This is a genomic window from Paenibacillus chondroitinus NBRC 15376, assembly GCF_004000765.1.
Taxonomy (GTDB): Bacteria; Bacillota; Bacilli; order Paenibacillales; family NBRC-103111; genus Paenibacillus_E; species Paenibacillus_E chondroitinus.
Window position 1 is genome coordinate 204,339 of sequence record NZ_BILW01000003.1, and the last position, 26,125, is coordinate 230,463.

24 protein-coding genes are annotated in these 26,125 nt (G+C 44.7%); 3 read left to right on the plus strand and 21 right to left on the minus strand.

From position 1 onward, the window contains the following. Positions 1-7 precede the first annotated feature (7 nt). From PCH02S_RS05490 to PCH02S_RS05545, 12 genes are all read right to left on the minus strand, one after another. Entirely contained in the window at positions 8-1,678 is a 1,671-nt protein-coding gene (locus PCH02S_RS05490; protein ID WP_127450844.1) for an ABC transporter substrate-binding protein, read from the minus strand. A gap of 22 nt (positions 1,679-1,700) precedes the next feature. Then, positions 1,701-2,594, minus strand: coding sequence for a carbohydrate ABC transporter permease (locus tag PCH02S_RS05495; RefSeq protein ID WP_127450845.1), 894 nt, complete (start codon positions 2,592-2,594; stop codon positions 1,701-1,703). 28 nt (positions 2,595-2,622) lie between these two features. Continuing rightward, positions 2,623-3,531, minus strand: a complete 909-nt coding sequence (locus PCH02S_RS05500; RefSeq protein ID WP_127451142.1) for an ABC transporter permease — start codon at positions 3,529-3,531, stop codon at positions 2,623-2,625. Positions 3,532-3,734: 203 nt separating this feature from the next. Then, positions 3,735-6,062, minus strand: coding sequence for a helix-turn-helix domain-containing protein (locus PCH02S_RS05505; protein WP_164819454.1), 2,328 nt, complete (start codon positions 6,060-6,062; stop codon positions 3,735-3,737). Positions 6,063-6,218: 156 nt separating this feature from the next. Further along, positions 6,219-7,250, minus strand: coding sequence for a zinc-dependent alcohol dehydrogenase (locus PCH02S_RS05510; RefSeq protein WP_127450849.1), 1,032 nt, complete (start codon positions 7,248-7,250; stop codon positions 6,219-6,221). Between the two features lie 44 nt (positions 7,251-7,294). Continuing rightward, positions 7,295-8,287, minus strand: a complete 993-nt coding sequence (locus tag PCH02S_RS05515) for a hydroxyacid dehydrogenase (protein WP_164819455.1) — start codon at positions 8,285-8,287, stop codon at positions 7,295-7,297. Positions 8,288-8,330: 43 nt separating this feature from the next. Beyond that, entirely contained in the window at positions 8,331-9,359 is a 1,029-nt protein-coding gene (locus tag PCH02S_RS05520; protein WP_127450853.1) for a Gfo/Idh/MocA family protein, read from the minus strand. A gap of 23 nt (positions 9,360-9,382) precedes the next feature. Beyond that, positions 9,383-10,921 (minus strand): type 2 periplasmic-binding domain-containing protein, encoded by a 1,539-nt coding sequence (locus PCH02S_RS05525; protein ID WP_246068958.1) that lies wholly within the window; start codon positions 10,919-10,921, stop codon positions 9,383-9,385. Positions 10,922-10,950: 29 nt separating this feature from the next. Then, entirely contained in the window at positions 10,951-11,832 is an 882-nt protein-coding gene (locus PCH02S_RS05530) for a carbohydrate ABC transporter permease (protein ID WP_127450855.1), read from the minus strand. A gap of 32 nt (positions 11,833-11,864) precedes the next feature. Further along, a complete protein-coding gene (locus PCH02S_RS05535; RefSeq protein ID WP_127450857.1) occupies positions 11,865-12,830 on the minus strand; it encodes an ABC transporter permease in 966 nt (321 codons plus the stop codon). A gap of 18 nt (positions 12,831-12,848) precedes the next feature. Further along, positions 12,849-13,652, minus strand: a complete 804-nt coding sequence (locus PCH02S_RS05540; RefSeq protein ID WP_164819456.1) for a sugar phosphate isomerase/epimerase family protein — start codon at positions 13,650-13,652, stop codon at positions 12,849-12,851. A 34-nt stretch (positions 13,653-13,686) separates the two neighbouring features. Beyond that, the gene (locus PCH02S_RS05545) at positions 13,687-14,625 is read right to left on the minus strand and encodes a sugar phosphate isomerase/epimerase family protein (protein ID WP_127450860.1); all 939 of its coding nucleotides are present in this window, start codon (positions 14,623-14,625) and stop codon (positions 13,687-13,689) included. Positions 14,626-14,859: 234 nt separating this feature from the next. On the opposite strand from PCH02S_RS05545, the gene PCH02S_RS05550 reads away from it, so the two are divergent. After that, a complete protein-coding gene (locus tag PCH02S_RS05550) occupies positions 14,860-16,065 on the plus strand; it encodes an ROK family protein (RefSeq protein WP_127450862.1) in 1,206 nt (401 codons plus the stop codon). Between the two features lie 106 nt (positions 16,066-16,171). Here the strand turns inward: PCH02S_RS05550 and PCH02S_RS05555 are convergent, their stop codons facing one another. The 3 genes from PCH02S_RS05555 to PCH02S_RS05565 form a co-directional block, all read right to left on the minus strand. Then, positions 16,172-17,134 (minus strand): bile acid:sodium symporter family protein, encoded by a 963-nt coding sequence (locus tag PCH02S_RS05555; RefSeq protein WP_174806735.1) that lies wholly within the window; start codon positions 17,132-17,134, stop codon positions 16,172-16,174. A gap of 135 nt (positions 17,135-17,269) precedes the next feature. Continuing rightward, positions 17,270-17,806, minus strand: a complete 537-nt coding sequence (locus PCH02S_RS05560) for an NAD(P)H-dependent oxidoreductase (RefSeq protein ID WP_127450865.1) — start codon at positions 17,804-17,806, stop codon at positions 17,270-17,272. Positions 17,807-17,973: 167 nt separating this feature from the next. Then, complete coding sequence (locus PCH02S_RS05565) at positions 17,974-18,546, minus strand: TetR/AcrR family transcriptional regulator (protein WP_127450867.1); 573 nt, start codon at positions 18,544-18,546, stop codon at positions 17,974-17,976. Between the two features lie 137 nt (positions 18,547-18,683). On the opposite strand from PCH02S_RS05565, the gene PCH02S_RS05570 reads away from it, so the two are divergent. Both PCH02S_RS05570 and PCH02S_RS05575 read left to right on the plus strand, forming a co-directional pair. Further along, positions 18,684-19,565 carry a LysR family transcriptional regulator gene (locus PCH02S_RS05570; RefSeq protein ID WP_127450868.1) on the plus strand — a complete coding sequence of 294 codons (882 nt, stop codon included), beginning with the start codon at positions 18,684-18,686 and terminating at the stop codon, positions 19,563-19,565. Between the two features lie 62 nt (positions 19,566-19,627). Continuing rightward, positions 19,628-20,728, plus strand: coding sequence for a GerAB/ArcD/ProY family transporter (locus PCH02S_RS05575; RefSeq protein ID WP_127450870.1), 1,101 nt, complete (start codon positions 19,628-19,630; stop codon positions 20,726-20,728). Here the strand turns inward: PCH02S_RS05575 and PCH02S_RS05580 are convergent. The 6 genes from PCH02S_RS05580 to PCH02S_RS05605 form a co-directional block, all read right to left on the minus strand. Next, a complete protein-coding gene (locus PCH02S_RS05580) occupies positions 20,717-20,947 on the minus strand; it encodes a hypothetical protein (RefSeq protein ID WP_127450871.1) in 231 nt (76 codons plus the stop codon). The two genes, PCH02S_RS05575 and PCH02S_RS05580, sit on opposite strands and share 12 nt — an antisense overlap. Beyond that, positions 20,944-22,119, minus strand: coding sequence for a Ger(x)C family spore germination protein (locus tag PCH02S_RS05585; RefSeq protein WP_127450873.1), 1,176 nt, complete (start codon positions 22,117-22,119; stop codon positions 20,944-20,946). The genes PCH02S_RS05580 and PCH02S_RS05585 overlap by 4 nt, the downstream gene beginning before the upstream one ends. Continuing rightward, positions 22,116-23,711, minus strand: coding sequence for a spore germination protein (locus PCH02S_RS05590; RefSeq protein WP_246068959.1), 1,596 nt, complete (start codon positions 23,709-23,711; stop codon positions 22,116-22,118). The genes PCH02S_RS05585 and PCH02S_RS05590 overlap by 4 nt, the downstream gene beginning before the upstream one ends. Positions 23,712-23,888: 177 nt before the next feature. Continuing rightward, positions 23,889-24,503: an NAD(P)H:quinone oxidoreductase gene (gene wrbA, locus PCH02S_RS05595; protein WP_127451148.1), complete on the minus strand. Its 615-nt coding sequence runs from the start codon at positions 24,501-24,503 to the stop codon at positions 23,889-23,891. Between the two features lie 159 nt (positions 24,504-24,662). Further along, positions 24,663-25,406 carry an SDR family NAD(P)-dependent oxidoreductase gene (locus PCH02S_RS05600; RefSeq protein WP_127450874.1) on the minus strand — a complete coding sequence of 248 codons (744 nt, stop codon included), beginning with the start codon at positions 25,404-25,406 and terminating at the stop codon, positions 24,663-24,665. Positions 25,407-25,595: 189 nt separating this feature from the next. Then, a complete protein-coding gene (locus PCH02S_RS05605; protein ID WP_127450875.1) occupies positions 25,596-26,093 on the minus strand; it encodes a hypothetical protein in 498 nt (165 codons plus the stop codon). Positions 26,094-26,125: the final 32 nt, after the last annotated feature.

A 26,125-nucleotide genomic window follows, 5' to 3' on the forward strand; every position in this document is an offset into this window, starting at 1 on the left:
TAGACCTTTATTTCTTCATTTTCGCGTCATAAGCAGCTTGATAAATGTCTAAGTATTTTTTTAGATTCATATCGTTCAATTTCTTCACATAACCGTCCCATTCTTTATCAATATTAGCGTCACCTGTTGTGAAACGAGCGATCATCTGATTGATATAGTCCGTCAAAGTCTTCTCTAGATCAGCAAGCTCTGTAGCTTGGTCGTTGGAGAAGAACAAAGCTGGAAGGACAGACTCGGGCTTTTGCCTATACGGCTCATAGTTATTTCTGGTCTCTGTAAAGAGCTTGACTTCCTGTGGATTTTTTGGATCTGCCATCTGCCCAAGACGGAAATCGTTGGAACGAAGCGACGGTGCGGATTGCCCGCTCCAATTGATATTGTTCGTTGCATTGGTTGGAACGGCGCTAGGAAGTGTTTTCCATATCGCTTGTTTTCCGTTAATGCCTAACTCTCCGCTTGCTGCATAATCCCACTCGGTTCCAGGACGGCCAATCGTTTGACGTAACGTCATCTCGGTATTATAAAGCAGGTCACCCAAACGGAATGCAGCCTCTGGATTTTTCGCTGTGCGTGTTACGACATAATAGCCTTGAAGTACGCTTGATTTCCATGGCGTTGTCTGTACACCTGCAGGTCCTTTCAAGGAAGGAACGGATTGCACTTCCAACCACCTGCCGCTCGGACCGCTAAAGGTTGTGAAGATCCCATTGTGCTGTGCAACTTCGCCTCCCAGAATGTTAATGTCCGGATTCTCACCCATCGCTTTCGCTTGATCACGATCTTGTGTAAACGATTGCGGAGCAATCAAGCCCTCAGCGTACAGCTTGTGAAGGTAAGTCAGCCCGTCTTTCCAACCTGGTGTATTAACCGATGTCGTCACCTTGCCGTTATCAACATATAACCGAGTCGTAATGCCAGAGTCTAGTACAAATGAGTTCATGATAAAGGAATCGATATTTACGTTCGGCCCAACTGCCGCACCCGACAACGGAATCTCATCCGCTTTACCATTTCCATTGGGATCTTTCGTCTTAAATGCTTTTAGAACGTTATACAAGTCGTCTGTTGTTTTCGGCATTTGAAGGCCCAACTTGTCTAGCCACGGCTGGTAAAGCCACATTTTTTGCGACATCGAGCAGTGATAGCACTCATTCACTTGAGGCAAAGCATAGATTTTACCGCCAGGAGCTGTAATCTCATCCTTAACCCCTTGAACGATATCGAACATTTTCTTCGTCTCAACGCCGTACTGATGAATATAAGGTGCGAGATCCAGGAAGTCTCCTTGCGTGCCATAAATCAACTGTTGGGTTGGCGATATCCCGAAGCCCATGATGACGTCAGGCAGATCACCACTGCCGAGCACAAGGTTTAATTTTTCCACAGCCGACTTTTCGGGAGCAACCGTCCATTCAATATGAATATTCGTTTTCTCCTCTAAATATTTCGTGAACTCGTTGTTCGCGTAATCACTTACGCCCGGAAATCCTTTGACCAATACTTTAATCGTCGTTTTCTCTTTGGTTATCGGCAATTCACCCGCTGCTGTAACGTTGCTGGTTTTCACTGGATCCTTGGCCGCTTCTGCAGGCGCATCATCTTGTTTATCTGCACACCCTGCAAGGACAACCCCGCTTGCAAGAATAACGCTTAATCCCATACCCCACATTTTTTTCATTCTATGAACAACCTCCCCTTATTTATCCTTTCAAAGAGCCAATCATAACGCCTTTTATGAAATACTTTTGCACAAAGGGATAAACGAGCAGTAGTGGCAGTGATGAAACAACAATTAACGAGTATTTCAAAAGTGCGCGTAACCCTTCTTGAGCAGCGATTTCTTTCATGTCCAGCATGGAAGCATCCACTTCGTTTTGCACCAGAATTTCTCTTAAAACTAATTGCAGCGGATATAACTTCTGATTATCGAGATACAATAAGCCATTAAAATATTGATTCCAATAACCAACCGCAGAATAAAGGGCCACTACAGCAATAATCGGACCTGACAGCTGCAAAACAATTGAAAACACATAGCGGAAATCGTTGCAACCATCGATCTGAGCCGCTTCCAGCATTTCGTCCGGCAATGTCGTTTTGAAATAGGTTCGTGTGATGATAATGTTAAACACACTCATCGCACTTGGAATAATCATGGCCCACGCCGTATTCAGCATTCCCAGATCTTTGACCAATAGATAAGAAGGAATTAGCCCCCCTGAGAACATGGTCGTGAAAACAAACAACAGCATAAACCAATTTTTACCGAATAAATCTCGTCTGGACAGCGGATATGCAGCAGCAATGGTCAGCACAACACTGAGCAATGTACCTGCTACCGTATAAAAAACAGAATTTCGAAAGGAGCTCCAAATCAATTTGTGTTTAAAAACAGCCGCATAGCCATCTAAGGTTGGTTGTACCGGCCACAGCCAAACTTTCCCCGAGATCACGGCATCAGGAGAACTGATAGAAGCGCTTACAACAAACACTAGCGGGTACAGGATGACCACAAGAAACAGACAGATCAGCAGCATATTGACCCAATTAAACCATTTGTCACCTCGTGATTCGAGGATATGTGACTCTTTCATACCTCCTTGCACCTCCCCTGCTACACCGTTACCATAAGCTTTCTTGCTTTGCACGTTTCGCGATTTGATTGACAATAATAAGCATGGCAAGTCCAACAACCGATTTGAACAAGTTAATAGCCGTTGAGTAAGAGTAGTTCATCGCTTGTGAGGCAAGTCCCACCTTATACACGTAAGTATCAATAACCTCTGACGTCCTCAGGTTTAATTGATTTTGTAAAAGCAGTACCTTCTCGAAGCCAGAATCCATAATATGCCCTGTGTTCAAAATCAGTAAAATGATGACAACAGGCATAATACCGGGAATATCGATATGCAAAATTCGTTTAAATTTGCTGGCGCCATCGATCACCGCAGCTTCATGCTGAGAAGGGTCAATACCCGAAAGCGCTGCCAAGTAAATGATGCAGGAGAAACCTACGTTTTGCCAGATGCCCGACCAGACAAAAACAGAACTAAAATAGCTAGGCTTCGCCATGAAATGAATGGGTTCAAACCCCAACACCCCAAGCAAAAGATTGACAATCCCCTTTTCTGGATCCAGAAGGACGAGCACAATCCCCGCCATAACGACGACAGAAATGAAATGCGGAGCATACGTAATCATCTGTACTGATTTCTTAAACCACTTGTTTTGAATGTTGTTGATAGCCAGTGCCAGAAGGATCGGGAACGGAATACCTGCAAGCAAGCTGTAGAAATTCAGAACTAATGTGTTTTTTAAAAGGGTTCCAAATTCATACGAATTGAAAAATCTGATGAAATGTTTAAATCCCACCCAACTACTGCCTGTGATTCCTTTGGAAGCAATAAAATTTTTGAAAGCAATTTGCGCACCATACATCGGATAATACTTGAACACGATAATGTAAAGAACGGGCAGCGCTAATAGAACGTACAGCTGCCAACTGCGATGCAGCTTCTTTAGGAATGACATTCGTTTGATCCCCGAATTGGCTTTTGTCATCGTATTTACACTTGCCACCGTTTTCAATGGGGTAACCTCCCTTCGTCGTTGTATAGCTTCAATGTAAGGGTTACCCTCGTTGCATGTATATATGAAAACGTTTAAATCCTGTGCAATCCTTAGGTTTTGAGGATGTGCAATTGCTTTATTCATGTGCAAATGTTATTTTCCCGCTAAACATTCACTTCTACAGACCTTTGATAAACCGTTGCGCTAACCCCATGCAGCCGCTTAAACGCTCGGCAGAATGTATTGGATGAGGCGTATCCTACTTTATCGGCAATTTCTTGAATGGCATAATCCGAATTTCTTAATAGATGCTTCGCTTGTTCCATACGCAATTGCTCCAAATAATCTGAGAAATTGATACCCGTTTGATCCTTGAAGAACTGTGACAAATACACCTTGGATACACGAAGTCGATCAGCGGCTTCATCCAGACATAACGCCTTGTCGGCAAAGTCCTTCTGAAGCATCGTGCGAATATTATCCAGTAATTCAATATTACGACTTGATCGCTGCTCCACGACATGCTGGCAAATCGTCGAATAAGCAAGACGAATCGCAGTAAAATGCTGCTGCAAGCTCTCATAAGAAGGCTCCGCGCCATCTATACGCTGTATTTGGATATAAACATCCTCAGCTTGCATCCCTAATTGCCGTAAAAGTTTGACGAGATTCCCCCACAATTCGCCAATAAATAAACGGAGCACGGTTTGTGAGAGGTGCCTGTTCTCAAAATTTTCGGTATACAGTGCCTGCAAAAGACGTGTTACCTCCTCCTGTTCACCGGCCAATGCCACATTCATCAGACGTCTTTCCATGTCTTGCGGGTAATGGTAATCATTAAGCGCTGCTGGGAGTTCATCAAACCACTGCAATCCATCCTTGTCTAATCGGACCAGAGCAAACAAGGCCTCTCTAGCCTGCTCATACGAGCGTGAGATTGCGGTTACCCGGTCACAGTACCCGCCGATGCCACAATCGGATACAATTTGAAACCGTAAATTAATCGCCTGACAGACTTGTTCCATTAGTTTCGTTATTTTTTCACGATGCTTGTTAGCGTCATGCGAATATACACTAAGTAATACAGCTATTTGGTCTTGTGCCACATCATACGCAAATCCGTCTGCGCCTACAAGCTCCCTGATTAACTCAGCGGATGCAAAGCGAACTCGATCCAGATCTTTAAGCAGCCGTTCATTATAGCCATTGTCATACCCTTGGATGCGAATGAGCGCGACGACATATTGCCGATCTTCATCCTCCATCCCTAACCCTAGATGTTTGAGCAGGATATCTGCATCTCTTGTTGATAGGAATTGTCCTTGCATAAGCCTTCTGAAATAGGATGCGCGTAATAAAGGCACCTGAAGCTCTAACTCGGATTGTAGTTTACGATTAGAAAGTGCCAAACCGGACACAGCTTCACTTATAAAGCCATACACATCGTGTTGTTTCACTCCGCCTCCGACGAGTTCTTTCAGTGAATGAGCAAGAGCTCGAAGCGGTTTGCTATTCCGATAAGCAAGGAAATAAGCCATGGATACACCGATCACTAGAAAAAGCAGCGTTAAGGAGAAAATAATCTTTTGAATATAATGAACTTTTCCTAAAAGAATAACTTTCGGTTGACCAACAACGTATGTCCATCCATTTATCGTTGATTTTGTATATGTAACAATCATGGATTGATTATTCAGCTTTTGCTCAACAATGCCCTGCTGTTCCTTCAGATCAGCCAATCGGACGGGGAGTCCGGTATTTTCACCAGATAACGAGCTCATAATGCGGCCCTGGTCATCCAGAATATACGCCCAGCCGCCTTGCGATAAGTTAAGTCCCTGAAACAGTTTGCGGATCTCAGCTTGATCAATCATAACGGCGATAACCGCCTGCGGATTACCCGGTAGTCCTAACGATTGTAAATACGTCATCATTTGGTACGAGCTTTCTCCGATATTCATGTGTTCTGAGGGGAGAAAAGAGCGGGAATGATAGGTCTGCAGCCAATTCTTCCGCATCTTCTCTGTATCTCCGCCATCATAAACGGCAATCCGGCTAAAAAATTCATTCATGGTATAGCTGGAGCCCGGCGTTAACACAAGGTCGCTATTTTTAAAAAGAATATAATAGTTATAGACGAAGTTATTGGAAAGCTTGAAATCATATAAGCTTTTAATCGTATCCAGAACGGAATACGTGTTGGCACCTTGGAATGGATCCGTCACCGTCATAAATTGAATGACTTTCGTGTTGGCGGCAACTTGACGTCCAATTGAAGTAATCTCATCCATTCTTCGCTCAAGAATATCTCTGCTTTGCTCCAGAACGAGCCTATGATTCTCAGTGGCATCCTTCTCCATCACATGAATGGTTTCTCGGTAGACGATATAACCAATACCTAACAGCATACAAATAAATAAAAGATAAGGGATTAGCATACGAATAAAAACTTTATGTCTGACATTCGTATCCGGTACAAGCCACTTGCGCATGGGGCATTTCCTCCTTGTTACCTCTAAGCCAATTGGATTCATTTACTCTCAGTATAACAAAGTATTGTGAGCGCTTGCATAAAATTTCACCTAGAGAAAATAGCCATCGTTACAGCAAAAAAGAGCTAAGCACATACAGCTGCTTAGCCCCTCATTTTATTTAACCTCACAGTCAATCATGACGTGAATGGTATCTCCCTTATGCTCGTTTCGCAATTGGAAAGCCCGGGAAACTTCCGCAAGCGGAACGATGTGTGTAATCATTTCCTCCGTATTCACTAATCCGTCGAGAACCAGACGCAATCCTTCATCGAAGTAACGCCGATTATCGATGTCACGTTTGGGTTCCGTTGAAAGGATATCCAGCCGTTTTTTATGCACCTTGAAGAAATCAACCGGCTTATGGCAGGTGCCAATGCATCCATACATGACAATTCGCCCATTCTGTGCTGCCGCATTAATGGCATCAACCATACCTGCTCCTTCCAGAAGACAAGGAATGACGACATCAAAGCCATCCGGGAAATCGGCGCCCACGATATCCATCGTATCCGCATGTTCATGCGGGATTTTGTAGGTATGGGTGGCGCCATATTTGCGTGCAAGTGCCAGTTTCTCGTCAAACAAATCGGTGACGACCAAATTTCTGGGACTAAACATATTGATAACCTGGGTCATTACTAGGCCGCTCACGCCTTGTCCCGTGATCAATACGTTCTTATTCGGAGAAATATCTCCGAGTTCTGCGGCATGGATAATACCTGGAAGCACTTCAATCAGCGAGCCCTCGATTAACGGCAAATCTTTGGGCAACACCTTGAGAGAAAACGGGGTACAGCATACATACTCGGCAAATGCTCCCCAAACATACCGAAGAGCAACATGATCGCCAACCTTGACACCAATTACATTAGGGCCGACCTTATCAATGATGCCTGCAACTTCATGTCCCAGCCTTGTAGGATACGAAATAAATTCAGGCTCGCGCGCGCCACGGAATACTTCAACATCACTGCCGCATATTCCCACCCACTTGACCTTAACTCTTACTTCGCCATCCTTGGGTTCTGGAATCAAGGCTCTTCTTACGCTAATTTCACCAATGGCGTCCATAACCGCACACATCTGTGTACCAGGACCATCATAATCAACCAATTCCATGGGAGGTACGGACATTTTTCTAACCATTTACATAATTCCCCTTCCAACTATCAAAAGTTTTCTTCAGCCTGTTAAGCCATAACTTCCCACATCTTCTCGTTCACTTCATACATGGTTTTCTCTTCCTGCAAGCCTCTAATGATGTCTTCGACGACTTCCTCCATTAAAGCAAGATGTCCTTGTACGGAGGCTCCGGCAATATGAGGTGAGAGAAGCACGTTAGGAAGAGAGCGGATAGGATGATCTACAGCAAGAGGCTCTTTTTCAAACACATCCAAAGCAGCAAAAAATCTTCCGCTTTGAAGCTCTTCCATGAAAGCCTGTTCATCTACCACAGGACCTCTAGAAGAGTTAATGAAAACAGCGCCGTCTGGAATGAGCGCGAGCAATTCTCGGGTCAGCATTCTTTCCGTAGCAGGAAGTTTAGGCGCGTGAACCGAGATAATGGGGCAGCTCATGACCTCCTCTAATGTAGCCCTCTTAGCATTCAACCGAGCCGCTGCTTCTTCGCTCAAATAGGGATCATAAATGCGAACATTAACTTGAAAAGGTGCAAGCAGCTTAATAAACGCGCGAGCCGTAGAGCTGGCCGAAATGATGCCAACCGTACTTCCGGTAAGCTCTCTGCCCTTCAAACCAGCAATTTTCCATTTGCCATCCCGCATGGCTGAGTCAAATTCAGGCAAATGCCGAAGGGATGTCAGCAGCGCTGCCAGGCAATATTCACCAACGCTTAAAGCAATTCTTGGAGCCGCCGAGAAAACTTTGACCCCTTGTGCGAAAATTTGTTTGGGAACAAGGTTCTTGACTGTTCCGGCTGCATGCCCAACGGCACGAAGCTTGACGGCCTTCTCCAGCATTTCATCAGTCAAGCCGGGCGAGCCCCAACTGGTAATAATGACTTCTGCCTCTGCGATTCGTTCTGAAAGCTCTGCCTGCGTGTAATCACGCCCTGTCTCATTCCACACGGGTTCGAAGTACGCATTAATTCGTGCACGGCACGCCTCTGAACAGACTTCATCCAATCGTGATTGTGGTGATAACACCAATGTTTTTAACTTCATTGCAGAAAGTCCTCCCTCTGTTTTCCTTGGACAAATCCCAAGCTTAAAGCTGCACAACCTGACCGGTCCGCATAGATTCAAAGCAACCATCCATAACCCTCATCACCTGGATGATCTCACGGCCTGAAGCAAGCGGTTCACGCCCTTCTCGAATTGCATTGGCAAATTCCTCAAGCTGCCATTTGAAATTAGGGAACGTAGTCTCACAGGATTCCAGCTTCTCGCCGTTCAAGCTGAGTTCATACTCATCCTTCAGATGCAGTAAGCCGTTCGATCCAATTAAATAGCGTTCATAAATGCTGTTCTGCGTCGACCAAATCCGCTTCCCAGTAAGCCCAACCTCATCGGTTGGGCGGCAACCGGCGTTAAACGACATCCACACATTCGCCATTTGACCCTCGCCAAAATTCATGGAAATCGCCACTTCATCTTCACCCGACCAATTCGGATTGTTGGAATGTCCCTGCGCATAAACGGACTTCGGAGCTCTGCCATATGCCCACTGAATATAGTCTAGAATATGGCTTCCCCATAATGGAATGATAAATCCGCCAATTTTTGATTCGTCCTTCCACCAGTCTGCTGCCGGCTTATCCATATGCGCCAATAACATCGCATTGATATTGATCAAATCGCCAATGGCTTTCTGTCTCACCTGGCGAATTGATTCCATGACCGGTTGATAGAAACGGCGGCTTTGCCCAATCATTAACGTAACGTTATTTACTTCCGCCGCCTCCGCCATCTCCTCCGCTTCCTGCACATTCATCGCCATCGGCTTCTCGACCAGTACATGTTTGCCGGCACGAAGCGCCTTAATCGAATATTCTGCGTGAAGATCATGCGGCAGAAGCAGCAAAAACGCGTCAATATCCGGAGCATTTACCGCATCATCGTACGAAGTGTAGGTAGTTACCCCTTCCCACTTTTCGGCTTCTTGCCTCAATTTACCTTCATCACGAGAAACAAGGGCAACAAGTTCAATGTGATCGGCTAACTCACGGATGGCCGGAAGATGGGACTTCGACACACGTCCCAATCCGACAACGGCTAAACGTAATTTACGCAGCATGTTTGCTCGACTCCTTTTTCTCTTTATTTGCTGTTTTTCCTGTCTTGATAGGACTTATTAAATTCATCTATCATCTTCATGTAATTGGCATCCGCTTTATACATTTTTACCATCGCATCCCAGGATTCGATCGGCTCTTTCCCCATAATGACTTTGACCTTCATATCATCCATTTTCTTTTTGTAGTCTGGTCCCATTTTCAAGTCAATATCGGACATCAGACCAATGGATACATCAGGTACGCCATAATTCCCTCGTTCATCAACAATTTTCTTATTACGCTCGAAGGTCGCTTTCGGCATACCCACGCGATAAGCCCATAAGTACGGATCGAATCTTTCGAAGATTTTGCCGAACGAGCTTTGCGATACACTGTCTTTCACCGCTTGCTCTGTCGCCGTTTTGAAACCGTCCACCACGGTGAAGTGGATATCCTTCAGGCCGTAACAAGCCAATTCGAAACCTTCCTCGGATGCGCCGTAATCCATCAACGCCAGGATTTTCTTCATTTTGGCTTCAGGAACTTTTTTAGGAATCACATACAGCCCTGCGAACCCGGAACCGGTAGGAACCATTTTACCTGCTGCACTTTCCAAATAAGTCATAGCCACAAAATCCGCTTTCGGATCAAGCTTTTGCGCACCTTCCGTCGCACGGAAAACGCCTTCTGTGGTATCCACTTGGACACCGACTTTACCTGCTTTCGCCATGTTTTCAAAATCGGTTGTTTTCATAGCTACGAAATCTTCTGGCAATATTTTATCCTTGTACATCTTGTTAAGATAAATAAGTCCGTCTCTTGTTCCTTGTTCTAGATCGGTATCCACCAGTTTGCCGTCTTGCAATTTCCATTTGCCGTTACTTTTATTGAAAATATCTATGACTTTCTCCCAGTTCTTGCCGTTAAACCCGTACGTGTCGGCTTTCCCGTTCTTGTCGGGATCTTTGTCAACGAAAGCTTTTAAAGCGGCGTAGAACTCATCCATGGTGTGCGGCATTTTCAGCCCAACGTTATCCAACCAGTCTTGGCGGATATTAAAGAAGCTGCTTCCATGCAGCGGTCTTACCGACGGCAGGATATATTGCTTGCCGTTTACTTTGACACTGTCCATTATTTCTTGCGGGTAAGCCGATAAATTTTTATAATCCTTCAAGTACGGCGTCAAATCCCAAAAAGCACCTTGCTTGATCATAGTGATCGCCTGCGTTTGCTTCATGTCTTTGATTTTCATCAAATCCGGCATATCGCCTGAAGCTAACATGACATTCTGCTTCTCTTCCCACGCATTCGGAGATGCCCAAGTAATCGTCAGCTTCGTATTCGTGCGCTTTTCGAATTCCTTGGTCACGGGGTTATCGGCTGCTGGTGGTTCCGGTGTGCTAAACTCCGTAAAAATGCTGATTTCCGTTGGTGGACCGTTGTCTGCTGCAGCTCCCTTTCCTGTTCCTGTTGTGGAAGCCGGTGCTCCGCCTGAGCAAGCCGACAGAACTGATGCTGCCATCATGAAAGTTAACGATACAGGCACCGCTTTGCTCGTCATTGACCTCTCATTTCTTTTCATAAGAACCCTCCTCTTTCATTATAAAAAGATTATCCTTTCACCGAACCCAGCATGACGCCTTTGGCAAAATGCTTTTGCAGGAACGGATAAACACACAGGATTGGCAGAGTCGCAATGACGACAGCAGCCATTTTTAAAGTTTCGGTAGGGATGCTTTGTTCGGCCATCATCTCTGCTGCAGCAGCCCCTCCTGCTTGCGTCGATGAGTCGATTAACATATTGCGGAGCACGAGCTGAAGCGGCCACTTGGTGTAATCATTAATGTACAACACCGCACTAAAAAAGGTGTTCCAATACGCCACTGCGTAGAATAATCCAAATGCGGCAAGGGCAGGAAGTGATAAAGGAAGGACAATGCGGAAGAAGACACCGATATCCGTGGAGCCGTCAATGATGGCGGACTCTTCTAATTCAACAGGGATGCTGTCGAAAAAGCTTTTCATAAGAATAACGTACCACCCGCTTGTCAGCACCGGTAGAATTAAGGACCAAACACTGTTAATCAAGCCCAAGTCGCGAACCAACAGGTAAGGTGGGATCAGTCCCGGACTGAACAAAAGGGTGATCAGTATCAATAACATGATCAGTCTTCTGCCCTGCAACCGCTTACGGGATAACCCATAGGCCAGTGCAGCAGTAATCACAAGGCTGAGAGCTGTTCCGACAGTTGCCAGAAAACCACTGATCATCGTTGCATTTTGAAAGGCTGAAGTAGATAACAAATATTTGTAAGAATCCAGTGTCCATTTCTGCGGAAATAAGAGATAACCCTGCTTTTGGATGTATTCTGCTGGATCCGTAAATGAAACGACAAACACATAATAAAGCGGAAAAATCGTAATGATCGCTATGATACCGAGCACGATAATATTCATCGTATCAAATAAACGCTCGCTTAAGCTTCGACTCATCATTCTCACCCCGTTTCCCGTATTTGCGGAGATCAGTACACGCCTTCTTCACCAAATCGTTTGGCCAGTTTATTGGCTCCAATTACCAGAATTAATCCAACCACAGATTTGAACAAGCCGACGGCGGTGCTGAAACTAAATTGCCCTTGCTGAATACCCAAACGGTAAGCATAGGTTTCAAAAACATCGGCCACATTGGAAACGGCGCCATTCATCATCAGAAATACTTGCTCGAACCCAACATCCATGATGTGCCCGAGCTTGAGGATGAAAAGTACGATAATGACACTTCGAATCGCAGGCAGCGTTACGTGCCAAGCTTGCCGAATACGGCCCGCTCCGTCTATTTTCGCCGCTTCATATAGTCCAGGATCGACCCCCGCGATAGCAGCAAGGAAAATGATCGTTCCCCATCCCGCTTCTTTCCAGACGTTCTGCACGGTAAGCAGAATCCAGAAACTGTTTTCATTCGTTAAAAAGTCGTATTTGGCAGCCCCTAAACTGACTAGCATCTTATTAATAATCCCCGATGATTGCGATAACAACAAGAAAGTAATTCCTGCGATAATAACCCACGAAAGAAAGTGCGGCATGTAGACGATGGATTGGATCCACTTTTTGTAAACTTCATTACGTAGTTCATTCAGCAGAAGTGCAAGTAGGATGGGCAGCGGGAAAAAGAATACCAGACTTAACAAGCTGATGGCCATCGTATTTCGAAATAATAAGTAGAAGTCTTGATTGGAGAAGAAGCGGATAAAATGGTCAAAGCCAACCCATGGGCTTCCCGATACCCCCATATATGGGGAGTAATCTTGAAAGGCGATCACGACTCCCCACATCGGGACATACTTGAAGATCAGGAAAAACAACACACCTGGAGCAATTAACAAATACAGAAATTTATCTCGTCTAAGTCCATGCAGCACATGTTTCCATCTGCTTTGCGGGACAGCTTCCGGGATACTACCCAGATGCCATTCACTCTGAGCTGCCATTTGCCCTGCACCTCCTATTTACTTGAAAAGCGACTTCGCATAAGCAAGATCTTCGGTGATGTAGCGGTCCTTATTGGCCAAATCCGTGTACTCTGCAGTCAAACAAATGACACCGGCATAGTTTCGTGCTTTCACATAGCTGGCAATTCTCGGCCAGTGCGCCATGCCGTGCCGTCCGGTCGTGAAATGACGTTTCCACTCCGCTGTTTCCGCCTCGGGTCCATTACTTCGTTGAAAAAAACCATTTTTCAAATTCACCATCGCCAGATGGGACCATACGATGTCCAAACCATATTCAGGCTGCTGCCCAGCGAATGCATCGTGCGCAGCATCCCAGACGACGCCGATATGCTCGGGGTTTATTGGATGCATCAACTGCATAATGCCGTTCGAATCGATGATGTAGTTTCCGTAATGCTGCTGAATTCCGACCTTTACGCCATACTTTTCGCAAAGCGGGACAATCGCCTCCAGCTTCCGCCTGGTCCTTTCTTCCGTCGCCTTATATCCGTCCTGATCGATATTGACCATGATTCGGATCAGCGATACACCGGCTTCCGAGCATGCGGCAAAAATCGATTCATCCGTTGAAGCGGTAACGCTATAAATGTTGACACCTTGCTCGTTTAACTGCTTGGCAAATTGCGGCAGTGTTTTCCAAGCTGTCTCTGGCTCTACCTGAAACCCGTCTCGAATCGGAAGCTCAATGCCGTCAAATCCAATTCGGCTTACAAAGCTGGCCAGCTCAGGAGCCGTTTTATCTTTCCAATGTTTCACAAACAGTGAAAACGAATATGGTTTTTTCGAATCCGAATGATCCACAGCCGCCCGTCCTCCCTCTCCCTCAACGCACTTCTTATACATTAACGTTAGATTTTGTGATGCTAAGCAGGTGCTGCACATCGTTATAACACTGCTGAGCTAGTTCGGTATGTACGGGAAGATCGGAGCCAGGCTTGCTCACACTTTCAACGGTGAGGTAACCGTTGTATCCGATTTGTTCCAGCCCCCGGAACACTTCATACCAATCAATCCCACCTTGATTAATAAGCCGATGACAGAAGTATTGCTCATCTTGCTTATCCTGCTTCGGTATGACTCTATGATAGCGGCCGATATGCGGCACATAATCGCTATATTCGAAAGCCCAAGGATACTGGTTGCCTTGCAGCTTCACAATATCCTTAATATGAACGTTGAGGAGATACGGTTTTAAACGTTGAATAGTTGCGATCCCATAATCGGTCGGCACCTGATACAAGTTAACCGGATCCATGATCAGCCCAACATTGCTGCGCCCTACTGCTTCTACAAAAGCGATGGAGGAATCGGCATGATCACAAAGCGTTCCGTGATGCATTTCGATAACCGCCCGAATATTTCGGCTGTTTGCCGCATCGGCGCATTGCTGGAACCACTTGACGGCCTTAGCAAAGTCCTCCTTGGACACCTCATCGGAATGCTGGAAGCCCGGGTTCAATCGCATCATGCCGCATCCAATGGTTGAGGCAAAATGGAGATAGCGCTCCCACTTCAGAAATTCCGCATGGTTTTCCGCTTCCGTATTACAGGCAAAATTCCCAACAAAAAGGGATAGATTGATTGGAGTAAGCCGATAACCTACGAGCAAGCTTCTTATTTGCTCCGCTCGTTCTTGCGAGATATGGCCGTCTTTTAATTCACCGACACCACGGATCTCGACGCCTTCATACCCAATAACAGCTGCATCTTTCAAAAAATGCTCAATGGTTGAATCATCATACATATTACCGCCTAAAACGATCATTGTTCTCATCCCGCCCTTTCCGTAATAGCGCTTTCAATAGTATGAGGATATCATAAATTAAACTCGCAACTTATGTCAACATTTAAATTAAGTTATTGGTTTATCCACTTAAATTAATTATTATTGCTAGAAAAACATTGATCTTTGTTCTTATTTTTATTAAAGTAAGCTCATTACCACTATTCGTATGGGTTCAGGTATAATCGGTTTAATTACATAATGATATAGCGACGGTGAAAACACATGATAAATCCATATAAAAGCGATCAAAAGGGTACCAAAACCAGTATCATTCAAGCTTTGCGTATGCACGGTTCCATGCCTCGCATTAAATTGACCAAAGTTACGGAACTGAGCAGAGCGACCATCTCTTCCACGATTTCCGAGCTCATGGATTGTAAGCTGGTCCAAGAAACAGAAAAAGCCCCTTCAACGGGAGGCCGTCCAGCTATTTCACTAGAGCTTGTCCCAGGATCACCGGGCATTATGGGCGCTGATCTCGATAATCAAGTATGGACGTTAGGCGTGTTTGATTTACTTGGGAATGTCATTCATCTTACGAAAATACCTGTCAGCTCTCCCCTGCCCGAGATCGCGATTCAGGAGTTAACGGAGCAAACGGAAAAATTTGTTAAAGAATTAAAGATTGGCATCATCCAATTGTTCGGTCTGGGAGTGCCTGGTCTTGTCGATACAAGAAGAGGTATTATTAAAAGCGCTTCCGATTTGGGCTGGTCGAACGTGGAGATTGAGGACATGGTAAGTAAAAAGCTTGGCTGGCCCACTATAGCCATCAACAGGCACCGTGCCCGTGGACTTGCCGAATGCCGCTTCGGTTCAGGCAGCAGCTATAAGCATATGATCTACGTCGGGGTCGGTTCCGGGATTGCTGCCGGAATTTTTAATGATCGACAATTGGTTTCAGGTTCGTTCGGCGGAGCAGGTGAACTCGGACATATTACGGTTGAGCCGGACGGACCCGTATGTCCATGTGGAAATAACGGTTGCTTACACCTCTATTCAACGGCTTCGGCCATTGAACAGGAAGCGCGCAGGCAGCTCCGGTCCGGACAGGAAGACAGTGTGCTCAACCGTGTGATAGCCGGAAACGATCTGCAAATTCTGCAAGCAAAGGACGTTTGCTTAGCTGCAGACCAAGGTGATGCTTTAGCCTTACGCATCATTAACCGCGCCGCCACGTATCTCGGGATCGCGTTGGCTAATGTGGTCAACCTGCTCAATCCGGAGGCGATCATTCTTGGAGGATCCATCCCCAGCATGTGCAGCACATATGTCCAAACTGCTTCAAAAGTTATGAAGCAGCGGTCCATGTTAGCCCTCTCTGCCGGGATCGCCGTGGATACGGCCGTTTTACCCGAAATTGGCGGTGCACTCGGCGCGATTAATTTTGCGCTTGATCAACATTTTTCTTTTACTATGATTCAGTAAACCATGGATTAACGTTAAAAGCCTCCAGCCCACTGAGAGTGGTTCTGAAGGCTTTTTTAGTTTCACACGATCCCTTATGTATACGTCAAGTGTAATTACATCTCAACTAGGCTGCTTTTGCTGTGTGGCCGTTCACACCGTAGCTTTTAGCCAGACGTTGCCCGAATATTGCCGCCAGAATTTGCTGAAACAGCATGCCTGCGACAACAGGAAGCGCCACTGGCGGCGGAAAAAAGCTGATGGCGAGCACCGCGCCTGCACTTAAATTTCGCATCCCGGAATTAAACGTTAAAGCTATCGTAACTTCGCGTTCCCATTTCATCATCCGTGACACCAGCCACCCTGCCAAGTAACCGATGGTCGCACTCGCGAAAGCGATTACAATGATTTTGACCAATTGGCCATTCATGTTTTTCAGATAAGGAGCTATAACCGAGGAATTAATCGCGACGACCACAAAAAGCCCTATTTTTGAAAAAGGCGCAAACCTGGGTCCCCATGTGGTTTTAATTCTCCCTTTTGTCCACTGATTCAGGAACGTGCCGATCAATGAGGGAATCACGACCATTAGAAATAATCCTCTCATAATGTCCCATTGGTCCATATGTACCTTCGCTCCAACGATGAGTGAAAGACTAAGTGGCACAATAAAGGGAGACAGAAGCGTGTCCAGCAAGATCAGTGCCAAAGTAAGCGCTATATTCCCCCCGTAAATAGTGACCCATACCAGGCTAACTACACCGGTAGGAATAACGAATAGGAGAACAAAACCAGTCTGAGTCAAATCATCTCCCGGGAAAAAAAGCGAGCCGGCCGCCCAACCAAGCAATGGCATGGCAAGATGCAGAATGATAAAGTTAGCGACAATCGGCAGCGGATGCATCATGACCTTCTGTAAATCTTTAAAATTAGAGCCAATACTACCGAAGAACGTCATCAGCGCAAAAATCCACGGCACCAGAAAGCTCAGATTGTGCAACCAAACACTGCAAATTAGCCCAACAATAACAGCCGTTGGCGTAACAAAAGGCATGGCTTTCTCGAGAACTTTATTCAATCGGATAAGCATATACACCCCTCCTTTCTCTTTTGATAAGGATTCATTTTAATTACGAAATCATTGTAGCACAATTGCGAGTCTGGAAACTTACTAAATTAAAAAGACTTCCAACCACATGGGCGAAAGCCTTTTAACTAAACGTTCTTAAACCATCACAACGGGTTTCACCGTTTTGAGATGCTGAACATAATCTTGGGCGCTTTTTGCTACACGATCATCTGTCGCATTCGACGTATCGTTCAGAGCAAAGTGCGGCAAATACGAGGCGCTAATAAAATGAGCAAGCGCTTCTACCGGGCGCAGCATCTCTTCCAATGTAAAGCGATTGGATCCGCTTTTTGAATACGACTCTTTGGTACCATACGTCGAGATCGCAGCACCGATTTCTTTTCCTGCGAGTTTACCTTCCGGTCCATAAGCCCACCCGTATAATAATACGTTGTCAAACCACTTTTTCAATAATGGCGGAGTGCTGTACCAATAAAACGGGTATTGAAAAATAATGCGGTCATGCGACTCCATTAACTTCTGCTCTTTAGCAACATCGATATTTTCGTCTGGGTACGTTTTGTATAACTCATGGATGGTGTAATCCGTTTGATCTTGCAGAGCCTTCACCCATGCTTTATTCCATGTGGATCCTTCCAAGTTCGGATGCGTAACGATGACTAAAGTTTTCATTTTATTTGCCTCATTTCATCATTGATTTCGTGTGAATTTACGATGGACGGCACACTCATTTACCTTCATTATTTTTCTTTAATTCTCAAGAAATGATACGCCATTTAGAATATAATTGCTTTACCTACTAAAAGGTAGTCATAATATAAAAACAATCCGCCTTTTTTTCAAGTTAAGGCGGATAGCAAACCCTCGACAATCATATCAAACTTTTTGACATCGCTAAAACTTCTTGCAAGCAGCTGCGCGCCTTGAAGTGAAGCCAGAAATTGATGGGCTCTTACATCTGCGGCACCTTCAAACTTGAGCTGGCCATCACGCCGCCCCTGCTCCAGCACACGTTCCAACCAGTCTAAATTCGATGTGAAGAATTGAGCTAATCCATCTCGAACCTTGCCGGATAGTGTAGCTAGATCCGTCGATAACATAACGCTTAGACAAGTACGATAATCTTGGACTGGACCACTGTAAAGTAAAGTGAATTTGCGCAGTTTCTCCAAACTATGCTGAGTATCCAAATCAATTTGTGCGACGTAGGTAATAAAATTTTTTTGATACCGTGTAATCAGTGCTTCTCCCAGATCCTCTTTGTTAGGGAAATAATAATGAATACTGGCATTCCGTATCCCTACTTTGTCTGCAATGTGTGAATAGCTAAAACCGTTAAATCCAAATTGCTGCACAAGCGACTGAGCGGTATCTAAAATAAATTCTGCTGTATTTTTATTATTTTTATCCATAAATAAATTCTAGCTTTCAGTAGATAGCATGTCAACATGCAAGGTAATCTCTTATCATGTATAATGCAGAATAATGACATTCATTATCTCAATTACAGATAGCTAATCACAGCAAATACAGGAGGATTATATTTTATATGGATATCCAGTTGCTCAAAGTATTTTTTACCACGGCACACGAAGGCAGCATTTCCAAAGCTGCAAATAAATTAAACTTCGCTCAATCCAACGTCACTCACAAGATTCAACAGCTTGAGGCTGATTTGCAGACACAGCTCTTCTATCGCCACAATCGGGGGATCACACTTACGCCTTCCGGTCAAATCCTTGTTTCCTATGCAGAGAAAATATTGCATGTGATTCAGGAAGCCCGGCTTGCCGTGGGAGACTCCTCCGAACCTGCAGGTCCACTGCATATTGGCTCCATGGAAACAACCGCCTCCGCCCGTCTGCCCATGCTGCTCACCAACTATCATACACAGTATCCGGCTGTCGATTTCACATTAACAACGGGTCCTACCGAACAGCATATCCATGGCGTACTTCATTATGAGCTTAACGGAGCATTTGTGGCCGGTCCAGTCGAACATCCTGATCTCATTCAAGAAAAAGTCATTGATGAAGAACTGGTCCTCGTCACTTCATCTTCCCACCCGCCTATCCGTTCCATCCATGATGTGCAGGATCGCCCGCTTCTCGTCTTGCGCAGCGGATGTGCTTACCGGGCAAAGTTAAATCTGCTGCTCAAAGAAGAAGGCTTAGTCCCCGTTAAACTTATGGATTTCGGATCACCGGAAACGATTATCGGTTGTGTCGGCGCAGGTTTAGGCATTTCGCTTTTGCCTCGTACAATCGCTGCCGAACCAGAGGAGCAAGGACGAATCCGTACGCATGAAATTACGGGCAAGCATGCCATCGTGACAACGGTGTTCATCCGGCGCAAGGACGCTTTGATCACACCTGCATTGTCCGCTTTCTTATCGGCGATGCGTGCGCACTTCGCGGGTCCTAACGTATAATTAGCTGTCAAAAAGTCAATACTTGGAGCAATCTCTGTGAAGTTAGGAGAGGGGGCGCTTCCATGCAAACTACAGAAAAAATTACAGCTAACCAATTAGGTATATTACTTTTCTCTTATATCGCTTCCACGATCATTTTAACCATTCCTGGATTGATGGCGATGTTTGCCAAACAAGATGCATGGATATCGGTGATACCATCCACAACAACAGGTTTACTGAGTATTTGGGTCATGATTAAACTCGCGAATCGATATCCGGGTTTGACAATCATTGCGTACAGTCAAAAAATACTCGGAAAATGGTTAGGAACTTGTTTGGGCTTATACTATATATACTTTTGGTTAATGTCTATTTCGATTATGACCATACAACATACCTTTTTCATTAAAACACTGCTATTACCAAGAAGTCCGTCCATAATAGGAAGTTTGACGTTATTGATCCTTTGCGGTCTAGCCGTTTATATGGGCATAGAGGTCATCGGAAGATGTTCTGAATTTCTTACGCCACTGAAATTGGTTTTTTTGATTCCGCTCTTGATTCTAACGATTGGTGCAGCAGATCATAATCACCTAAAACCAATATTAGCAGACGGATTTCTGCCGGTCTTACAAGGAGCCATCCTTCCGGCAGGAGCTTTTATGAATCAGTTGTTTATATTGGGATGGCTGCTTCCCTATTTGAATCAACCCCAAAAAGCGCGCAAGACCTCCCTGTATGCGCTTTTATTTATATTTATTTTTATTTTTGTCGTCGTTTTCTCATCGATTTTGGTCCTCGGTTCATTGACAGGGCAACTTAACTATGCGTATTTAAGCGTCATACAATATATTGGAATTGAAGGTTCATTCGAACGTCTCGAGGCTATTGCTGTCATGGTATGGGTCATTGGAAGCTTCGTGAAGGTTTCGGTGTCATTGTTTATTTTATGTCTTAGTATAAGCCAGGTTTTCGGCATTCGGAACTATCGTGATCTCGTGGCGCCCATCACCATGTTGAGCCTCATTGGCTCGGTTTGGATTTTCAGAAATGGTGCAGAACTTCAAAATTATCTTACGTTTATTTACCCGAGCGGGGGTTTTGTCACACAGAGCCTCATCCCGTTGTTGCTTCTCCTAATAGACACTATCAAAAGAAAAGTTGTGGCATCACCGCATTAAAAGCATTTTTCCGAAAGGCTCAAAAACAATTTTGAACGGAACAGTCATACTAGGCAAGTTAACCCGTGCAATTAATAAAGTGCCAATGATGGACGATATGGTCATTAAACCGCCGAATACCGCTGCTTCTCTATATTTATGCCTGCGCAGCATCAATCGGATTGTAACCAATGACCATACAACCATGAACGTTAGATAATAGATGATACTCATAATCATTTTATGATCTCCTTTCTCTCCAAGTGTAAAGGAGGACCTGCCATCCCGCTGCCCAATAAAGTTAATTTTACTTCAAGGGAAACGGATACTTCAGGAAATTTACTGTCCCATTGATTTTTCAACGTTTTCCATTGTTTTGGCATGTCCCGATAAAGCTCTCTGCCAAAACCCACACTATCTACTTTGTACTGCTTTTGGACTTTGGATAACGTATCGTGAATTTGATCTTCAACCGCTTTCTCCAACGCTGCCTCCACAATTTTAAGATTCTCTGGCTTTCGAATGTCTAAATCGGTATTGTTTTCCCAAATGTTCCCTTCACCATGCAGTTTTATGTTAAATGTAATCTTATCGCCGCTTATCTCCGGAGTAATTTTCCGATCCGTTTTTGATAAAATCATCCCTACTTTTCCTCCGCCTCTATCGGGTACAATTGCATTAAGACTTCCATACTTCATTCGGTCTGTAACCCATAGAAACCCATTTGTTTCCTTCTCATTTAGATAACCGGATAACTTGAAGTCCTTAAAAATGGCCGAACCGGCTAGCTTGAATACATTACCTTCTTTCACTCCTTCGGTGATGCCATCAGCCATGATGACTCCCAATACGGGACTGATTCCTTCTCCTGATGAAGCTAAAAAAAAGTCTCGCAAAGAAATGGCCAACTCACTTCTTAACCCTTCCATTTCCTTGATTGCTTCGCTGGGCACTTGTTCAAAGGGGTATTCCACTTTCAAAAGCTCCCGCCCTTCTCCCCCCTTTACAACCATGATATATGTTCTTAAGCGTTGTTTTGAATCGTGGGTATAGATGTCGAGGATGTCTTTAATCCCGTGTTTAGACATTTTCTCGCCAATGTAAATCACGACGCGATGTGCGGTAAACAGCCTGCGTGAACTTTTTTTCTGAAGCCGATAGAAAGCTTCGTTAATATTACTACCCACAGCAGAAATAACGAAAAACTTTTCTTTGTTGCTGACGCCGCTCCCTGGACCTCCTTGGGCCGAGGAAGGAATTGCAATTTGATGGGATAATATATAGTTCCCATCTTCCGTTACGTCAAATGCCGTACCCATAATGAAAGCAAGATCATTTATTTCCGTTCGGTCCCAACAGCCACTTGTGGTCAATAATGTGACTAGTAAACCCATGTAAAGGAATGGTTTCATTCTGGAGCTTCCTTCCCTTTCTCCGCCGCAGATCCCGGACTTGGTTTCTGACCTGTCGGCTCACGTACCGTATCGCTAATGCTTGTTTCTTTAGGACGACGCGTTTTAGCCCAAATCGGCGCCCGGATGATGACATCCTTTAATTCCGAGAAAACCATCGGTGCCGCCGGGGTAAAATAGGGAACTCCGAAAGAACGAAGCGATGAGATATGTAACACGATAGCAAGTAGCCCTATTACGATGCCATAAAGTCCAAGTGTACCCGCCATAAATAACATAGGAAATCGTAGTAATCGGATTCCGTTAGCAAAACTGTATCGAGGAATTGTAAACGCTGCAATACCGGTAATCGAAACAATAATAACGACCGGTGCGGAAATAATACCTGCTAGAACAGCTGCTTGCCCGATAACCAATGCCCCTACAATACTTATTGCTTGACCGATTTGTTTAGGTAACCTGATCCCTGCTTCCCGTAAGGCTTCGAAAATAACTTCCATTATGAAGGCTTCGATAACAGCTGGAAAAGGAACAGGCTCTCTAGAGGAGGCAATACTCAGCACCAGATTCGTTGGAATCATTTCCTGATTGAAGGTGGTAATCGCAACATAGAGCGGAGGTGCAAATATGGCGATGCTGATAAAAAGGAATCGAATCCATCGCACAAAAGTGGCGATTGGCCAACGGATGTAGTAATCCTCACTTGCCTGGAGACCCGTCCAGAACGTCATGGGAACAATTAATACAAATGGAGAAGCATCTACAAGAATAGCTACTTTCCCTTCCAACAATTCGGCGGCAACTACGTCCGGGCGTTCCGTACTATGCACAAGAGGAAACGGGGAGAACGGGCTATCCTCTATAAACTCCTCGACGTACCCTGAATCAAGGATTCCATCTATTTTAATCCGCGCGACCCTTTCTCGAACTTCGTCGATTACATGATCCGAAGCAATTCCAACAATATAAGTCATAACAACTTGCGTTTGAGAAAGCCCCCCGAGTGTAAAAGTTTCCATTTTTAATCTTGAAGTTTTGATTAATGAGCGTATTAACCCGATATTCTTTGATATATTCTCGATAAATCCAACTCTGGGACCGCGGATAACGGGTTCAGATGATGGTTCATCCAAGCTTCTTGTAGATTTAGCGTTTACTTTCACCATCATCGCATCGCAGTTCCCTATGGTTAGCACGGCTGCATGGCCACTTAACACTTGTTTTACGATAACAGATACTTCGGATGTAACACTTGTCATTCCTAGGGAGATGCTTTGATCATCCAGCCATTCTGTTTTTACGATCCCTTCCTGTTTTTCGGACGCAGCGATCATTGGCTTCAAGATATGATCATTAATCAATTCTTCTTCAACAAGGGTTGCAAAATAGATAATCAGCCAATGATGGCGTCCCGCAGTTTGAACATGACGAAAAACGATATCCGAGCTGTTATGGAATATCCGTTTAAGAATCCATTCATTATGCTCTAAATCCTCCGTTAATCCGCCATTTTCTTCATCTTCCGTATGAAGTTCCTCAGGTATGACTGGATACCCAGGTTTCGTGCGCATCCATTTCCTAAACCATTTCACTGAACAGCCTCCTACAGAAAACACGGATAGATCTAATTTCCCATTTTTCATCCAAAAATATTCTAGGATGAAGCAGCCTTCTTCATCGCGCTCTCCTTCTTATGGATAGGAAATAACGCACATAAACCCAGTGCCATTACGGCACTGGGTTTATATATAATTAACAACTTTGCTATATTATTGTTCCAAACCGGCCTTTACCCATTTGGCAACAGACACAGTACGTTTTGCTTGGTGCTGAGCAGCAGCGCGTGCATCTTCCTTAATCGCACCATTCTGATCCACGGTTACGCTTGTCCCATATGGATTACCACCTGCAACAAATACCGAAGGATCTGTGAAGCCTGGCGCAGCCACAATCGCGCCCCAATGGTACATGGAGGTGTACAATTGAAGAATCGTTTGTTCCTGTCCTGCATTCGGATTTTGGGCGGAAGTCATGGCGCTCACCACTTTATTTACCGTTTTCCCTTGGGCCCAAAGCCCTCCTGTCGTATCGATGAACTGTTTCATTTGCGCTGGCAGATTACCGAATCTTGTGGGCATACTAAAGATGATCGCGTCTGCCCACTCCAAGTCTGCCAAAGACACGGTAGGGATATCTTTGGTTTCTTCAAGATGAGCTTTCCAAGATGGATTGTTATCAATAACGGATTGTGGCATAGTTTCAGGAACTTTTAGAATTTTGACATCTGCACCTGCTTGAAGGCCTCCTTCAGCGGCCCATTGCGCTAATTGATAATTGGTACCATTTGAACTGTAATAAATAACTGCTAATTTCACTTTTGATATTGGCACTTGTGCAGACTCCTTTTTAAATATTTTTTTAAAAATGCTCACGTATATCGCTCCAAACTTCCTATTTTTTTTGTGAACTTATTCACGGATTAGCTTTCTTCGACTTGCTTACTTGTCTTACTTGTCTTACTTGTCTTACTTGTCTTACTTGTCTTACCACTGACCTGCATTTTGTCCGCCATCGACGTGAAGAATTTCTCCCGTCACAAAATTCGCGGATTCCAGATATACAATCGCATCAACAATCTCTTGCATCTCGCCCATTCGGCCCATCGGGTGTAAGGTAGCCAAATAATTGTGATTCTCAACCGGATGCATCGGCGTTTTGGTAATTCCCGGTGCGACAGCGTTCACCCGAATTCCTTTGTCCGCATACTCAATCGCTAGCGATTTCGTTGCTGCGTTCAAACCTCCCTTGGTTAAAGCGGGCAATGCAGCAGGAATAGCTTTAATTGGCTGCTCGATGAAGCCACTTGCTGTAATGTTGATGATATGGCCTGAACCCTCTTTCAACATCTCGATCAGCGCGCGCTGTGTGAGATGGAAGAATCCTGCCACATTGACGGAAAGGATCGATGCAAAATCTTCTTCCGTGTATTCGGTGAATGGTTTCGCAATGAAAATCCCAGCATTATTAATCAATGTGTCAATGCGGCCAAAACGCGAAAGTCCTTCGCTGATCAACTGTTCAGCTACTTTCGGGTTTGAAATATCTCCTGCAATATAAGCGACATGCGCACCTGTCGGATCGATTTCATTTGCAGCCTTAACTAGCTCTTCCTCACGACGCCCGTTGATGACGACATTTGCTCCTCTTTTTACAAGTTCAATAGCTGCTGCTTTCCCAATTCCACTGCTTCCACCTGTAATTACGACAACTTTACCTTGTTTACTCATTTTCTCCACTCTCCGTTTCTACCTATTAAAAGGTAGTTAATTTTGTTTAAAAAAAGCGTCCTTTTCTTAGGCGCTAGCTAACTGTGTTGTTTCTGTCTGCTTATGTATCTTACAACGGTTCTTCTATCTTGTATAATACGGAAATGAGATATTCAATATCTCATTTCCAGATAACTAATTACACTTGCCCTATCTGCGCTTCCCCCATGGCTTAAAAACGGAAAGCAGAAACATGGCAACCAAGGAGATCAACTGTAAAGCTATGCCAATGAACAGCGATACTGTTTTTACTACCATAGCCCCTTGATTTGCTCCCTCGACTCCCACGTCCGTTATCAGCGATATGCTTTGAAGCGTCCAAATGTACATGCCAATAGGACCTAGGATTAGCGCGATCAAACTAAGGAATTCTTTCGCTATGATCCAATAATATTTCACCAAACCCCAGTGAGTCCACACGGATAAAAGCAGTCCTGTCACTATTGTTCCAATAAACGAGGCCCTGACAGAAGTTGTAGATAAAACATGCATAGCCTTGTAGCAAGAAAGTATTAATCCAGAATCATTGGTACTCACTGCCGTTATACTCAAAATAAGAAATGTTACACTTGTCCCGAGCATAATGGCTGAAAAAAGGATGTGCAAGCTCAAAAGCCACTTCTTCTGTGTCATATTTAACACTTTCATTGTCCCGCAATCCCCCTGTCATCGTCGTATCT